This is a genomic window from Mucilaginibacter sp. GW822-FHT03E02 (assembly GCF_058801545.1).
Map to the genome: position 1 here is coordinate 3,280,613 of NZ_JBXANJ010000001.1, position 17,477 is coordinate 3,298,089.

Annotated in this window: 3 protein-coding genes; all 3 read right to left on the reverse strand. The window is 43.8% G+C overall.

What is annotated here, in order from left to right; all coding sequences use genetic code 11:
* Positions 1-49 precede the first annotated feature (49 nt).
* Positions 50-1,909: an asparagine synthase (glutamine-hydrolyzing) gene (gene asnB, locus AC1RM2_RS13690; protein ID WP_492985620.1), complete on the reverse strand. Its 1,860-nt coding sequence runs from the start codon at positions 1,907-1,909 to the stop codon at positions 50-52.
* 120 nt (positions 1,910-2,029) lie between these two features.
* Entirely contained in the window at positions 2,030-11,302 is a 9,273-nt protein-coding gene (locus AC1RM2_RS13695) for an amino acid adenylation domain-containing protein (RefSeq protein ID WP_492985621.1), read from the reverse strand.
* Positions 11,299-17,475, reverse strand: coding sequence for an amino acid adenylation domain-containing protein (locus AC1RM2_RS13700; protein ID WP_492985622.1), 6,177 nt, complete (start codon positions 17,473-17,475; stop codon positions 11,299-11,301). Before AC1RM2_RS13700 ends, AC1RM2_RS13695 begins: the two co-directional genes overlap by 4 nt.
* Positions 17,476-17,477: the final 2 nt, after the last annotated feature.

Below are 17,477 nucleotides of genomic sequence, written 5' to 3' on the forward strand. Positions count from 1 at the left end.
ACTATAGTTGATGAAATCACTCACAAAGAGCTTCAGACGGCTCCCGGTGTTAGTTAAAAAACTTATCTAAAAAGATCCCAAAGGTGATGACCACAATTAGCATATCATTTTCGTAAGGCGCGTTAATTGTAAAGCCATCCCGCATGTATATTTTTTTAAGTCTTTCAACTTCATCTGGGTTAAAAAAACCTTCTCTTTTAATTCGGTCATAAGAAAGAATATCCATTACATACTCCGTTTTTTTCTGGAGCAGATAAGGACTACCCGGAGCGATAAAGTGAAATTTTTCCCTGTCGAATACCTGTTTGGGCACAAACCGGCTTGCCATCTTTTTTAAAATGTATTTTTCGGTGAATTCGTTTAACTTAAGATCAGATGGTATGCGGGTAGAAAAATCGATCAAATCTTTATCCAAAAACGGATATCTCACTTCTACAGAATTTGCCATTGCCATCCTGTCGCCATGATCTGACACCAAATGATCTACGAGTCTTATCTTATAATCTATGTAAGCCCGTTTGTTTAATATATCCAGGTCCTGAACCTTATTTTTATCGATAACAGGATGATTGAGGCAATTAATCTGGTCAAATGAAGCATTCAAATCCTGCGAGTAAAGGCTCTTTTTAATTTGGTCGTATTCCAAAAAATTGCGTTCATAAAAAAATGAGCTGTCGCCCCATAGCTTCTCACGTAACGCCAATTCATCTTTTTGGGCAAAGTTTTGAATAACGTTCATTTCCCTCATTTTATCAAAACGATAACCAACGTACCCTGCAAAAAACTCATCAGCGCCCTCGCCTGATAGTATCACTTTTAGCCCTTTGGCTCTTACAGCTTCGGATAAACATAAAGAGGCTGTATTATATGTTTCTTTAATAGGGCATTCGCTGTAATAAATTGATTGCTGTAGCCTGTTTATAATATCTTCATACAGAAAGGTTTTTTGATTTAGGTTTGAATTACTTTCCTTAGCGATAAGTTTTTGATAAACCGATTCTGAGTGTTGCGATTCAATAAAATCAATTGAAAATGCCTCTTTTGAAATGCCTGGCTGCAACTGGCTGGTTTTCATAGTGATCATTGATGAATCCAGGCCGCCACTTAAGTAAAGTCCCGTAGGGACATCGGCGCGCAACCGTAGTTTTATTGCCTTTTCAAACAGGTCTTCTAACTCATCAATGTAATCGTCTTCTGTTCTGCCACCCATATCAATGGTGCCCTTGGGATAATTTAAATCCCAATATTCAGTGTTTGTATGCTGCCCGTTAGGTAAAATTGTAAGGTAGTGCCCGTTTTCCAGGCTATTTATGTTTTTGAACATGGTCCGGGGGCTTATTAAGCCCGCAAATGTCATAACCTGGTCTAACCCAACTAAATCTACCTGCTTGCTAACAAGGGGATGTGCCAGGATTGCTTTTATTTCTGAACCAAAAACGAAAGTATTATTTGTAAAGGTGTAAAATAGCGGAATGATACCCATTTGATCCCTTACACAGTACATGGTATTCCTTTTTTTATCGTGGAGAACAAAGGCAAACTGACCGTTCATTTTATTGATGAACCGGATTCCGTACTCTTCGTAAAGATGTACAATAACCTCTACGTCTGATTCTGTTTTAAAAATGTGCCCCTTTTGACGCAATTCTTCTTTCAGTTCTATATAATTAAATATTTCGCCATTACAAAGAACAACAAGGCTGTTATCTTCATTGCTAATAGGCTGCATTCCATTTCCTAAACCAATAATGCTTAGCCTCGTAAAACCTAATGCTACATTATTAAAAAGCATAACATTTTGTTCATCGGGACCGCGATGAAGAAGTTTGCTATTCATTTTTTGAACAATATGTCTGTCTTCGCCGGATACATTACCGGCGAAATTTATAAATCCGCAAATACCGCACATAAGTTGTGTGTTTAATTTAATATTGTTAGTTAATAATGTTGATTTAATACAAAGCCCGTTATAAACGCTGCATCTTTTTAAGATACTGTTTAGAGGAATAAAAGCTGGGCGCTATGCAGCTTAAAGCTGTATTGGTTCACAGCTTATTTGTTCGGCATCAAGTTCAATGTCGTCAATTAGAACCGTACCATTAGCAATGATGTTTATCAGAATATTTTTATAATAATCGCTTAACATCAATATTGTGTCGGCACTGTATAACGCTTTGCTATAAATAAACTGAATGGTCATCCTGCCATCGTTCTCAAACACTTCAATTTTAAAGCTATACTGCGTGGTTTTTGAATCACTTAACTTTATGGGCGAAATTTTAACACCCTCTATTTCTTTGGTATCTTGAATGTAATTTGCGAAAGCAAAATGCACGTCAATAATTGATTTATAAGCACTTGCACCATTTTTATTAAGCATTGCAACCATTTCATCATATTGAAAATCTTGATTTTCAAAAGCCAGCAATACGCATGATTTTACCTTTTGTAAAAACTCATCAAAACTGTAGCATGGATCAACCTCAACTCTAAGTGGTAGGATATTAACAAATGTCCCTACAATATCATTTAATTCCGGATGGGTTCTGCCAACAACATCTGTACCTATTATTATATCGGTGGCACCTGCAATTTTTGACAGTAAAATATAATAAACAGATAGCAACAACATAAAGTCTGAAACACCGGCTTTTGTATTATATAATTTAAGTGTGCTATATAAATCGCCATCTATTACCAGTTCAATTACTGAAGCTTCATTTATATGCTCATATCCTTCGCATTGCACCTGAGGCAAATCAAGCTTTTGCAGTTTTCCTGCTAATTTTTGCTCCCAAAAACTTACTTGTTCCGGTATGTTTTTCACCGCTTCCTTTTGCCAGGCTGCGTAATCAACATACCTTAGGTTAAGCGGCGTTAACAACTCTCCCTTATAAATTTTTATAAAATCATTAATTAGTATATTCAATGAAAGGCCGTCACAAATAATGTGATGAACGTCTATAAATAAAATATTACCAAACTTTGCTCCTGTTAATAAGCCATACCGCATTAATGGTGCTTCATACAAATTAAATGGCCGTACAAAACTGCTGAATGCCTGGCTTACACTTTCAAAGGCCTCTTCATCAATTTCAATTAACTCCATTTCAATAGCTGGCTTAATCATTGCTGCAAAGCCAGTTTCTGAAAATGTGAAACAGGTACGTAAGCTTTCGTGCCGGTTAACCAAGGTTTGAAACGAATGTTTTAATCTGATTTTGTCTACCTGTCCTTCAAGTTTAAAAGCACTGGAAATATTATATGAAAGGCTTTCGGTATTTTGCAGATACTCGTAAAACAGGCGTTCCTGCGCAGAGGAGATTGGATAATAGTCCTTGTTCTCCACCTTTTTAAGTGTGCTATTTTTGTGCCCGGGGCTTTTGGTTATTAATGCTGCTTGTTGCCTTATATTAGGATTATTAAAAACCTCACTTAACTTTACCCGCACAGCGAAACTTTTGTATATCTCGTTAATAAGTTGGATCGCTTTTATGGAATGGCCGCCCAACGTAAAGAAGTTATCATCAACGCCAATAATCTCTGCTGTAACGCCAAGTACCTGGCTCCAGATGCCCGCCAGCAACTGCTCGCGTTCGCCTTCCGGTGATTGCCCAGAGTCCGGGCCATGTCCGCCGCCACTACGCTCTGCTGGTACCGGAAGACACTTCCGGTCCAGTTTCCCTGTCGACGTTAAGGGCATCGCCTCTAACCTTATATATACCCCCGGTATCATATAACCCGGTAATAAGCCCCCCAGATATACCGGTAGCTGTTCTTCATCTATCGCCGACTGGCTCGTATAGTATGCCGCCAGGTAGGGGCCACTGCTGTCCTGTACTTTGCTTACCACGCACGCACTAATACCCCCGTAATTGCCTAAATGGCTCTCTATATCACCCAACTCGATCCGTAAACCACGTAGCTTTACCTGGTGGTCCATACGCCCAAGGTATTCTATGTTGCCATCTGCCTGCCAGCGTACCAGATCGCCTGTACGGTAAATCCGCTCATCATTGTCTATCGGATTTGAGGTGAATTTTTCTGCTGTTAATGCTGCGTTATTCAGGTAACCACGGGCTAACCCTACACCCGCTATACACAGCTCGCCTGCCATACCTACAGGGCAAAGCTGGCCCTGCCCGTTGAGTACATACAACCGGGTATTGTCTATCGGTTTGCCAATTGGTACCCGGGTTGTTAACCCGCTCAGGTCACATTCATAATAGGATACGTCCACAGTTGCTTCTGTGGGCCCGTATAAATTAATGAGCCTGGTGCCCTGAGCGCGTAGCAATCGGCCAAAACTGTTTACCTGCGCCGCAGGGAGCGCTTCGCCGCTGGCAAAAACCTGCTTTAGGCTAACCAGTTTGCCTGGTAAATCTTCCTGTTCTGCATATTCCAAAAATGGACTTAGCATCGATGGCACAAAGTGCATCGTGGTGATGCCCTGAGCTGATATCGCACCGATGATCTCTGCAGGGTCTTTTTCTCCATCAGGGTTCAGCAGGTATACGGATGCCCCTACAAAAGACCACCAAAACAATTCCCATACCGATACGTCAAAAATCACTGGTGTCTTCTGCAGGATAATGTCCCCGCTATCCAGCGGATAGTTCTTTTGCATCCACATCAGCCGGTTTATTACCGAATGGTGTTCTATCATTACTCCTTTAGGCCTGCCGGTAGTACCCGAGGTATATATTACATAAGCAAGGCTATGGCTGTCTACTACAGGCAATTCGCCTTTTAAAGGGTAGCCTGCTATGGCCGACATCAGCACTTCTGCTTCCAGTAACCGTTTGTCGTCCAAAAGTTCCGGATTGCTATTGCTGCGGCCTATTACCACGCGCAGCTCTGCATCTGATAGTACGGCCTGCTGCCGCGCCCAGGGCGCATTTACATCTATAGGTACATACGCTGCGCCGCTGCGTAATATTCCAAAGATCACAGGAAGAAGGCTGGACTCACGCCCCAGTAGTACGCCTACCAAGTCGCCTTCTCCTATCCCATGATATTGCTGTAAATAAAGCCCTATCTGACGGGAAACATTATCCAAATCTCCATAACTCAACGAGCCCCCGGTATAACCTACTGCCAACGATCCCGGGCTTAATAATGCCTGCCGCTCAAATACCGATACAAGTGTCGCTTTTGTATCGTACCAAACCGATGTGTCGTTGAATTCTTTCACAAGTGAAGCCGATTCCGATGCACTCATCAAATCAATGTCTGACAATAAGCAATCCGGTGATACCGAAAACTGTTCAATTATATATCTTAATTGGGATAACAGTTGCTTTACCAATATAAGGTCGCAAGTATTTTCATCGTATTGCGCTTTTATTTTAATTGTTTCGCCAGGAAACACCATTAAGTTAAAAGCATAGTTAGTACGCTCAAATAATTCGATTTCTTTTACAACGTAATCATATTCTTCTCCTATCGACTTATCATTTTGATCAATTTCGAGAGGGAAGTTTTCAAATACCATCAGGTGGTCAAAAAGCTGGTTCCCTGCTTTGGTAAGGGATTGGATATGGGCCAGCGGGCAATGATGGTAGGCTTCTGATGCCAGCGCCTTTTCCTGTAGATCCTGTAACAGCTCGCTTACTGTGATATCTCCTGACGCCTGTACCCGAACCGGGATCGTATTGATCATCAGCCCTATCATCGTCTCGATGCCCTGGACCGGTGCCCCACGGCCGGATACCACCGAACCGAACACGACGTCCTGTTCGCCATAGTACCTGCCCAGCAGCAAGCCCCAGGCGCCCTGCAGCAGCGTGCTTAACGTGATACCCAAACGGCCGCACAAGGCTGTTAGCCGCCTGGTTTGACCTGCCGACAATTCCAGTTCCCTGCTGCCCTGCCGGTATGCCTGATCCTGGTCGGCAGCACGCCGTACCGGTAGCTGATGCCCCCCTGCATAATCCTGCAGGTAGTCGCGCCAGTACCCCAGCGCCGAACGGGTATCCTGTTGCTGCAGCCAGTTAATATAGCCCGAATAGGGTTCGGTTGATGGCAGCGATAGTGTTTTCCCTTTTACATTGCTGCTATATAATTGCCTGAACTCGTTCAGAATAATCCCCATGCACCAGCCGTCCATCAGGATGTGGTGGTGGCTCCAGATCAGTTCATAGCTGTTTTCCGAAAGTTGCAGTACCCCCAGGCGCATCTGCCCCCCGGGCGAAAACAGGTCAAAGCCTTGGGCCTTGTCTGCTGCCTGCCAGTTGGATACATACCTCGCCTGTTCCTCCGGGCTAAGCCCCCTCAGGTCTTCTTCTGTTACCCTTATCGTGCCGCTTGTCAATACTACCTGCAGCGGCCGATCATAGCCTTCATGTACAAACAGTGTCCGCAATACGGCATAGCGGTCGGCAAGCGTATTCATGCTTTGTTGTATCGCATCTATATTCAGCGCGCCGCTTATCTTCAGCCGCATCTGTTCAAAGTAGTTGCTTGAACTGCTGTCCATCAGCGCGTGAAACAGCATGCCTTCCTGCATAGGCGACAGCTCGTAAACGTCTTCTACCGCATAGCGCTCTTCCAGCTGGGCCAGCTGCGACATGGATAGTCCTCCGTAGCTCAGCTCTGCCGGGCTTAGCAGCCGCGGGCCTTCATACCCTGCCGCCGCGCTGATCAGTTCCTGTAACCACCGGCGGTAGGATTCCATCAGCCCTGTTAATGCTGCTCCATCGTAATGTTTGCTGCCGTAACGCAGGCTTAGTTCCAGCTCCCCGCCGCTTACCAGGCCCGAAATCTCCCAGTCATACAGCCGGTTTTCTTCTTTCGATATCTCTTCGCCACGGGGCAGGCTGCTCATCCCGTAGTGCTCGTTTTGTGTATCTGCATCAAACTGCCCCAGGTAATTGAAACTTACTTTCGGTTTGTTGCTGCTGTTATGCTGTTGTGTTGGCCCCTGCTCTCCGTAACGGTATAACAGGTAGTCCTGCCCGCCACGCGGTACTGCCCGGAGCTGCGATTTGATCTGCCGTACTTTGTCCAGCAGGCTTCCTTCGCTTACTTTTAACTGTACCGGGTATATGCTGGTAAACCAACCTACTGTACGGCTGATGTCAAGCCCTGGTTCTGTGTCTTCACGCCCATGACCTTCCATATCTATCCACAGCTCTTTGCTGCCGAAGCTGCTTTCTAAGGCCAGCATCAGCCCACTCAGCAGCAGGTCATTTACCGCTGTGCCCAGTTTGCCATGAACAGGCCCCAGCAGGGCCGCTGTTTCGCCGGCATTCAGCTTAAAGCTTTGCGCTGAGGCGTGCTCCAGTGTATCTACCGCTTGTGCTTCCCCGCCGGCGGCCTGTAACAGGCCCGGCAGGGTTAAAACTGCCTGGGGCTGGTTGTATTCCCAGTAGGCTTTGTTCTGCTCATAGCCTGCTGTTCCTATACGTGACTCCTGGGACGCGCTCCAGCGCTGGTAGGAGTCTGTTTTGGCGGGAAGCGTTAATACTGCCCCTTCAAGGTATTGGCTATATAGTGTTTCTATGTCTTCAAAAAGGATCCGCCAGGAGATCCCGTCTACTACCAGGTGGTGGATCGCTATCAGCAGCTGGCTGCCGTCTGCCTGGTGGTAAAGGCCAAGCCTGAGCAGCGAGCCGCTTTCCAGCTCTATCCCTGATTGCAGCGCCGTGCCCGCTGTTTCCATCGCGGCGGTTACTGCATCCGCCGTCAGGCCCCTTAAATCGTGTTCCTCTATCTCCAAAGGAGCTGCTGTTTCCCGGCAATGTTGTTGCCATACGCCCGCCGGTCCTTCTAACGGCTCAAAGCGCATCCGCAACACATCGTGGTGTTCGGCCAGCTTCCTGAAAACGCGATCAACCGCGACGCGTTCCAGGCCGCCCGGGAAATCCAGCAGCACCGATTGGTTAAATTGTTCCTTCTTTTTGATCCCCGATGCAAAAAACCACCGTTGTACAGGGCTTAATGCTACCGCGCCGCTTACTATTTCCTGGCTCACCGGGTTGCCTGTAGCAACCGGTTCCAGTATGCCCGCTAACCGCGAGATCGTACGGAATGCAAATATGTCTTTTACCGTAAGCCGGTAGCCTGACCGCTGCAGGCGGGAGATGATCTGTATCGATTTGATCGAGTCGCCTCCTGATATGAAAAAGTCGTCATGCCTGCCCGGCGCTGTAACGCCAAGTACCTGGCTCCAGATGCCCGCCAGCAGCTGCTCGCGTTCGCCTTCCGGTGATTGCCCAGAGTCCGGGCCATGTCCGCCGCCACTACGCTCTGCTGGTACCGGAAGACACTTCCGGTCCAGTTTCCCTGTCGACGTTAAGGGCATCGCCTCTAACCTTATATATACCCCCGGTATCATATAACCCGGTAATAAGCCCCCCAGATATACCGGTAGCTGTTCTTCATCTATCGCCGACTGGCTCGTATAGTATGCCGCCAGGTAGGGGCCACTGCTGTCCTGTACTTTGCTTACCACGCACGCACTAATACCCCCGTAATTGCCTAAATGGCTCTCTATATCACCCAACTCGATCCGTAAACCACGTAGCTTTACCTGGTGGTCCATACGCCCAAGGTATTCTATGTTGCCATCTGCCTGCCAGCGTACCAGATCGCCTGTACGGTAAATCCGCTCATCATTGTCTATCGGATTTGAGGTGAATTTTTCTGCTGTTAATGCTGCGTTATTCAGGTAACCACGGGCTAACCCTACACCCGCTATACACAGCTCGCCTGCCATACCTACAGGGCAAAGCTGGCCCTGCCCGTTGAGTACATACAACCGGGTATTGTCTATCGGTTTGCCAATTGGTACCCGGGTTGTTAACCCGCTCAGGTCACATTCATAATAGGATACGTCCACAGTTGCTTCTGTGGGCCCGTATAAATTAATGAGCCTGGTGCCCTGAGCGCGTAGCAATCGGCCAAAACTGTTTACCTGCGCCGCAGGGAGCGCTTCGCCGCTGGCAAAAACCTGCTTTAGGCTAACCAGTTTGCCTGGTAAATCTTCCTGTTCTGCATATTCCAAAAATGGACTTAGCATCGATGGCACAAAGTGCATCGTGGTGATGCCCTGAGCTGATATCGCACCGATGATCTCTGCAGGGTCTTTTTCTCCATCAGGGTTCAGCAGGTATACGGATGCCCCTACAAAAGACCACCAAAACAATTCCCATACCGATACGTCAAAAATCACTGGTGTCTTCTGCAGGATAATGTCCCCGCTATCCAGCGGATAGTTCTTTTGCATCCACATCAGCCGGTTTATTACCGAATGGTGTTCTATCATTACTCCTTTAGGCCTGCCGGTAGTACCCGAGGTATATATTACATAAGCAAGGCTATGGCTGTCTACTACAGGCAATTCGCCTTTTAAAGGGTAGCCTGCTATGGCCGACATCAGCACTTCTGCTTCCAGTAACCGTTTGTCGTCCAAAAGTTCCGGATTGCTATTGCTGCGGCCTATTACCACGCGCAGCTCTGCATCTGATAGTACGGCCTGCTGCCGCGCCCAGGGCGCATTTACATCTATAGGTACATACGCTGCGCCGCAGCGTAATATTCCAAAGATCACAGGAAGAAGGCTTGACTCACGCCCCAGTAGTACGCCTACCAAGTCGCCTTCTCCTATCCCATGATATTGCTGTAAATAAAGCCCTATCTGACGGGAAACATTATCCAAATCTCCATAACTCAACGAGCCCCCGGTATAACCTACTGCCAACGATCCCGGGCTTAATAATGCCTGCCGCTCAAATACCGATACAAGTGTCGCTTTTGTATCGTACCAAACCGATGTGTCGTTGAATTCTTTCACAAGCGAAGCCGATTCCGCTGCACTCATCAAATCAATGTTCGATAATAAACACGCCGGCGAATCCGAAACAACACTCACAATATTTTTAAAGAAACTGATAAATCTATTTATTGTCTCCGCTGTAAACAGTTCAGTAGCATACTGAAATTGGAATGCTGTTTTTTCAGCACCATCTACTACTACCAATGTAAGATCGAACTTAGAAGTGTTGCTCTTTAAATTAAGTGGCTTTAAGCGTACACCGGGAAGTTGAAATTCATTTTCGCCACTGTTTTGGTATTCAAAAACCACATCAAACAATGGATTTCTTGCCGGATCTCTTTCTATTTTCAAATCGGTTAGCAAATCTGCATAACTGTATTCCTGGTTTTCCAACACTTTTAAGGTCTTTTCCTTAACATTGCCCAGGAATTCGCGAAAAGTGAAATCACCTTTCACTGAGTTTTTGATCGGAAGCGTATTAACAAACATTCCGACAATATTTTGTAGCTCGGCATGGTTTCTTCCGGCGTTTGAGCTGCCGATAACCACCGTTTCCTGGCCGCCGAGTTTTGCAATAAATATGTTGTAGATAGCCAGGTAAAGGTGATATAATGTTACGCCTCCGTTAGTAGCCAGATCTTTTAATTTTGTGATTGTTGAATTGTCCAGTTCAAATTCAACGGCATTGCCTTCATAAGTTTTTACAACAGGATATTCAAAATCCAGGGGCAATTGCAAAGGTTCAATGTTACCTGAAAATTCACTCAGCCAAAATTCTTTTTGTAAAAACTTTTTTTGCTGCCGATCGGCGGTTTGCTGCCATTCTGCAAAATCTTTGTATTGCAATGTAATTTGTGGCAACGCATTACCTGTATATAGAACCATCAATTCATTTATCAAAATATGAACTGAGGAGCCGTCGGCGATAATGTGATGCAAATCAACAATAAGGATGAAGTGCTCCTCACTAATTTCAAATAACCCGACTCTAATCAATGGATCTTCAACCAGGTTGAACGGGCGAACAAAATCATTTATGATATCCGGAGTAGTTTTCCCTGCGGCCGAATAGCCTGAGATTGAAAAATCTACCCGTGTTGCAACCTTTTGCACCGGGCCGTCATCTGTAAGTTCAAAGCTTGTCCGCAAACTTTCATGGCGGTCAATTAAGTGCTTAAATGCGGTTGTTAGCTTATCTTCATTTACTTTCCCAAATAGTTCTATCCCGGTAGTTATGTTATATGCTGTTGAATTTTTATGGAGTTGACAAGCATGAAATATACGCTTTTGAGCAGCTGATAAATCATACGCAACTTTAAGCGCCGCCGTCGGAATAGTTTGTTCAGGCAAAGGCTTCACTGATGCAAAAAAATCAAGCACCTCAGCTTTGCGCAATTTAACTTGCTCAATAATTTGAGGGGTAAGCGATTGTGGATTGCCTTTTATTTTAAGCTCTCCATTTTCGGCATGAAGCACAATTTTTTGCTCTTTTCTTAGCCAGGTTATAAACTCGTCTGCTTTCATATTGCAATTTCAATTACCTGTTCATTAAACATTATATTGTTATCTGATAAGCCGGCAGCTATGATATAGTCGGCCAGATTTTCAATCGTTTGTTTATCAAAAAGCACCCTTAGTGGTAGTTCGATATTAAAAAGCTGATTGATTTTATTAATGAGCACCATTGCACGAAGCGAATGGCCGCCAAGGTCAAAAAAGTTTTGATTGATGCTTATTGATGTATTATCCAGCTTTAAAACTTCGGCCCAAAGCTCAGTTAAAGTCAATTCGGTTGAATTTCCAGGCGCTTTAAAATCTATTTCTGATAGCTGTGGTTCCGGATCGGGAAAAGACTTCCGATCGAGCTTCCCATTAGGGGTCATCGGAAATGAATCAAGTCGCTTGTAAACCAAAGGAACCATATAGTTTGGCAAGCAATCTAACAAATGGTCACGCAGGTCGGCAACGTCAATTGTTTCTTCTCCCCGATAGTAGCCTACAAGATAGGCTTCGCCGTCGGTTATCTTTAATAATACAACCGCTTCTTCTATGCCTTCAAATTTTGCCAGTTTGCTTTCAATTTCTCCCAGTTCTATCCGGAAGCCTCGAAGCTTAACCTGGTTATCTGCTCGGCCCAGGCATTCTATATTGCCGTCGGGAAGCCATCTGGCTATATCGCCTGTACGGTAAAGTTTTGAATCCTGACTGTAAGGATCGACAATATAACGCTCCTGGGTTAACGGTACATTGTTCCAATACCCGCGACTCACGCCATCGCCTCCAATATATAATTCTCCTGGTATACCAATAGGTTGTAACTGCAACCCGTCGTTAAGTATGCGAATAACAGTGTTACTTATTGGTTTTCCAATGTCAACAACAGCCGCTCCAGTTAAATTTTGCACTGTAGACCATACTGTAGTTTCGGTTGGCCCATACATATTATAAATTTCGCCCGAATAAATTTCTTGTACTTCGTTAAGTAAGTCTGCAGGAAACGCTTCGCCGCCAATCATTAGCGCCTTTACTTTCTTTAATACTGTTTCACCATCACCACCAGATAGTAACATCCTTAGATGTGAAGGTGTCATTTGCAGCATATTAATCTTTTTATCTGTAATAAGGCATTCCAATGCCATGGCGTCGCGCTGATCGTCGGCGCTTGCCATTACTACTTGCAAACCTGTTGCTAAAGGCAACAAAGTTTCCAAAACAAAAATGTCGAACGATACTGTTGTAAGGCACAAAATGGTGTCGCCTGTTTTAAATGGTATTTTTTCTAAGATGCCATGGATAAAGTTTACCACATTATTGTGTGTAATCATTACTCCTTTTGGTAAACCTGTAGAACCCGAAGTATATATCACATAGGCAAGTGACTGTGGAGAAATTATAATTGAAGGATTTGTTACCGGCTGATAATTTAAAGCCTCATTTGTAACATCTATAATTTGTAAATCAGAACCCAGTTGATGGCATATAATTTTAAGTTCGGGCTGTGTAAGCACGTAATTAAGTGCGGTATTGTCAACTACGTATTTGATTCGTTCGGCCGGATATTCCGGGTCGATGGGTAAATAGGCACAACCTGCTTTTAGTATTCCCAGTAGCGCGACTATTAATTCATGCGAGCGGGAAAGCAGTAACCCTACCACATCTCCGGGCCTCGCGCCAGCGGCATAAAGCGTATGCGCAATTTGATTTGCCTTTTGATTAAGCTGTTGGTATGATAATGACTTGTCATCAAAAGTTACGGCCGGCTGATACGGGTAGGCTTCGGCAGTTTTTTCAAACAGGCTGTGAATTGTGCTGTTATAGGCGTAGTTGCTTTTAGTTTGATTGAACTCATTCAATATCTTAGCGCGTTCTTCGCCTTGCACTATTGCTATTTTCCCAATGGCAATAGCAGGTTCGGCCAAAACAGCGCTTAATATATTTTTAAAGTATAGGATAAATTTTCGAATCGATTCTGTTTTAAACAGTGCTGTACAATATTCAATCCGGAAGGTTAATTGATTATTAATTTCGAGCCCCCAAAGGGTGAGATCAAATTGCGACAAATCATGCGTTGTAGCATGGGGTTTAAATAACAAACCGTTAGCTTCAACTTTAGCTTCATCTAAACGTTGATAAGTAAACAATACGTCAAAAAGCGGGTTGCGATCTGTAGTTCTTTTTACTTTCAGTTCATCTACCAATTCTTCATATTGATAGGACTGATTTTTAAAACAAGCCAAGACTTTTGTTTTTACCTGTTGCAAAAATGTCTTAAAATCAACCTCGTTTACCGGGAAATTGCGTACAGGCAGGGTATTTACAAACATACCCAGCATATTCTCGGTAGCCGCGTCTTGTCTTCCCGAAACCGTAGTGCCAATTATAATATCGTCCTGGTTAGTTAATTTTCCCAGTAAAATATTATAAATAGCGAGAATCAGCATGTAAACGGTCACTCCTTCATTAGCTGCCAGGTTCTTAAGCCTGGTCACTTCATTGATTGGGATATCAAAAGTTAAAGTACTTCCTTCATAGCTTTTAAAATCGGGCCTTTTAAAATCAACCGGCAATTCCAATACAGGGTAGTTGTTTGAAAACTCATTAAGCCAGAATGCCTTTTGGTCAGATAAATTCAATTGATTTTGCTGCCAGTTTGCATAATCTTTATATTGGAGTTTTGGTTCGGAGATTTGGTTGCCGCCGTAAAGTTTGATAAGCTCCTGGATGAAAATCCCCTGCGATATACCGTCTGATATGATATGATGAGTATCAAAAACAAATACATGTTCGTCACCGGCTACTTCTATTAGTCCAAACCTAAATAAAGGCCCGTTATGCAAATCAAAAGGACGCATAAATTTTTTGACTACCGTGCTCAGCTCTGCCGCCGAAGCATTGTATTGCTCCATATCCGGTATTAAAACCGGCGCTATTTTTTGAATTACATCATGTTTTACAATTCCGAAAGTGGTACGGAAAATTTCATGTGTTGCAACAATGTTATTCAGTGCAGCAACAAACCTTTCCTTATTTAGTGAGCCTTTTAATTCAAACGCGGTAAGCATATTGTATGCTAATGAAGTTCTGTCAAGTTCATACAAAAAATACAATCGCTTTTGAGCCGCACTTAACGGGTAATAATCCGCTATCCCGGCTGGCTGAATAGTTGTATCTTCAAAGTCGCCTGTGCTTTTCTTCGCGGTATTTATGCAATTGGCTAATTTTTTTATGGTGGGGCTTTGAAACATATCTCCGGTAGATAAATTCAAAAGATATTTTTTGTTAATACGGGCAATTAAGGTTGTCGCCCTTAATGAGTCGCCGCCTAAATCAAAAAAGTTATCGTTTATGGTAATGGCTGCCTTACCAAAAAAGGCCTGCCACAACTCAAGCATTTGTTGCTCTGTTTCCGAAACAACTTTGTCATCTTGTGTTGCAGTAAATGTAAACTGATCATCCCCGACAGCTAATGCATTATGATTTTCTGTCCATTTACTTATGGCAGAGGCAGCGGTGTTCCCATTATCACCATTGAGAAGTGACGACATTATGCCACGTACATCCACCGCGGCAGGATAGCTGATCTTTTTAAATGAATATGCCGGTAATGAAACTTTATTTCTCTTTTCGTCTGAATAAAATGCCGTCCAATCTGGTTCTATACCATTTAACCAAAGCTGTGTTATGCCTGTATGCAAATAGTATAAGTCGGTTTCTGTTTCTTTAACAGTTTTCACCAATTGAAATGCCTGGTGCCTGTGCCCAAATTTGTTGTTATTACGCACATTGGTACACAATGTTCGGCCAGGGCCAACTTCAATAAACAATGTGTTTCCCTTTTCCATAACTGTTTCTATACCATCGGCAAAGTTTACAGTGTTCCGCAAATGTGCTACCCAATATCGCGGATCGGTAACCGTTTCGGCTGTGGCAGTCTTACCTGTAAGGTTGGAGATAAATGGAATTACCGGTTTGCTAAAATTAACTTTCAGCAACTGATCTTTAAATTTTTCGAGTATTACATCCATCATGCCCGAATGGAATGCATGCGAAGTATGAATTGGCCGTGTTAAGAATCCTTGTTGTTCTGCAAAAGTTTTAAATTCAGCGATGATTTGTTTTTCTCCTGCTACTACGGATTGTTTGTCGCTGTTAACAGCGGCTATCGACAGCTGCGGAAAATCGATTAACAATACTTTTAAAGCATCCGGCGAAATTGAAACACCAAGCATTGACCCAGGTTTAACCTCTTGCATTAATTCAGCCCTTTTTGTTACAAGCACCAATGCATCTTCTAAAGAAAAAACACCGCTGATACAAGCCGCTACATACTCACCAAGACTATGCCCTATCATACGATCAGGGCGAATACCCCAATTAATAAGCAATGATGCAAGCGCGTATTCAACAGTAAAAAGTAGTGGTTGGGTAAATTGCGTAGCGTTGATATCATTTTCATCAACATTATGGCTAAATAAAATATCTTTTAAATTTTTTCCCGTTTGCTTATGGATAAGTTGTAAACATTCATCTACTTTTTCTTTAAAAAAGAGTTCGTTATGATAAATGCCAGCACACATATTTACATATTGCGCGCCCTGGCCGGGGAACATAAAAACCAATTCCGGCCTATCACTTTCGGCAACCGGCAAATCGGTATATTTAAAATCTTCCTGATTAATCAAAGTGCTTAAATCAGCATCGGAACTACAAACAAAACCTGCCCTATATGGAAAAGCCACACGGCCAGTTTGCAATGTGTAAGCGATGTCGGGTACAGATACATTAGGGTTAGTAGCTAAATATGATTTAAAGTTGTCTATGTTCTGCTTTAGAGCCCAGTGGTCTTTAGCAGAAAATAATATCATTTGCTGCTGCCTGCCTGCGGATGCAGGAGATGCCTCGGGAGCTTCTTCTAATATCAGGTGCGCGTTAGTGCCGCCTACGCCAAAGGAACTTACTCCGGCCCTTAAAGGATGCCCGTCACGATCCCAATTTTTTAATTGACAATTAATGTAGAAAGGGGTGTTATCAATATTGATTTTTGAACTAAGCTGCCTGAAATTAATGGCAGGCGGTAATTGCCTATGCTTTAAAGCCATAGCAGCTTTTATAATACCTGCACCACCGGCAGCCGAGTCCAGGTGCCCGATGTTTGATTTTACAGAACCTAAGGCGCAGTACTTTTTGTCGCTTTTGCCGAAGGCCCGTTTCAAGGCTTCAACTTCTATGGGGTCGCCTAATTTTGTGGCCGTGCCATGAGTTTCAATATAGGATATACTTTCCGGCTCTACTTTTGCCCATTTTTGAGCCATCAAAATACTTTCTGTCTGGCCGTCAACCGAAGGCGCACTGAAGCTAACCTTATTATGCCCATCGTTATTGATGCCACCGCCTTTAACTATAGCCCAAATATGATCCCTATCCTTAATCGCATTTTTTAATAATTTTAATACTATTACGGCACACCCTTCACCGCCCACCGTACCACTTGCTTCATTATCAAATGTGCGGCAGTGGCCATCTTTTGAAAGGATCATACCATCTGCATACCAATAACCTTCTGCAGCTTTATTGTTTACTGATACGCCGCCTGCCAGGGCAATATTACAATCGCCTAAAAGCAAACTTTTGCAGGCATATTGTATGCTTACCAGGGATGATGAGCATGCAGTATCCATCAAAACCGCAGGACCTTTAAAATCAAGGCAATAAGCTACTTTTGAAGCAACATAACGCGCATTATTAAGCTGCGAAAGGGTAAAGTCATCAACACCGCCCTCGCGGTTCATCAATTCGGAGTATATAACCCAATTTGCATTGGTAGCAGAGCCGGCAAAAATCGCTATCTTATTTTTAACATCCTGTGGATTGCAGCCGGCATCCTCCAGCGCTTCCCATACACATTCGTGAAACAGGCGCATTTGAGGATCCATCAACTTTGCCTCTTCGGGGCGGTAATTAAAAAAACCGGCATCAAAAAATTCCTTGCCGCTTAAATACGCGTTTGCCTTTACGTAATTCGGGTTGCTTAGTGTTTGTTTGTCAACGCCGCCTGCAAGCAACTCGTCCTCAGTATAAAAAGCAACTGATTCAACACCGCCTTTTATGTTTTCCCAAAACTCGTTTATATTACCAGCTCCAGGAAACTTTCCTGCCATTCCTATGATGGCAACTTCTAATCCGGTATAGTTTTGCATTG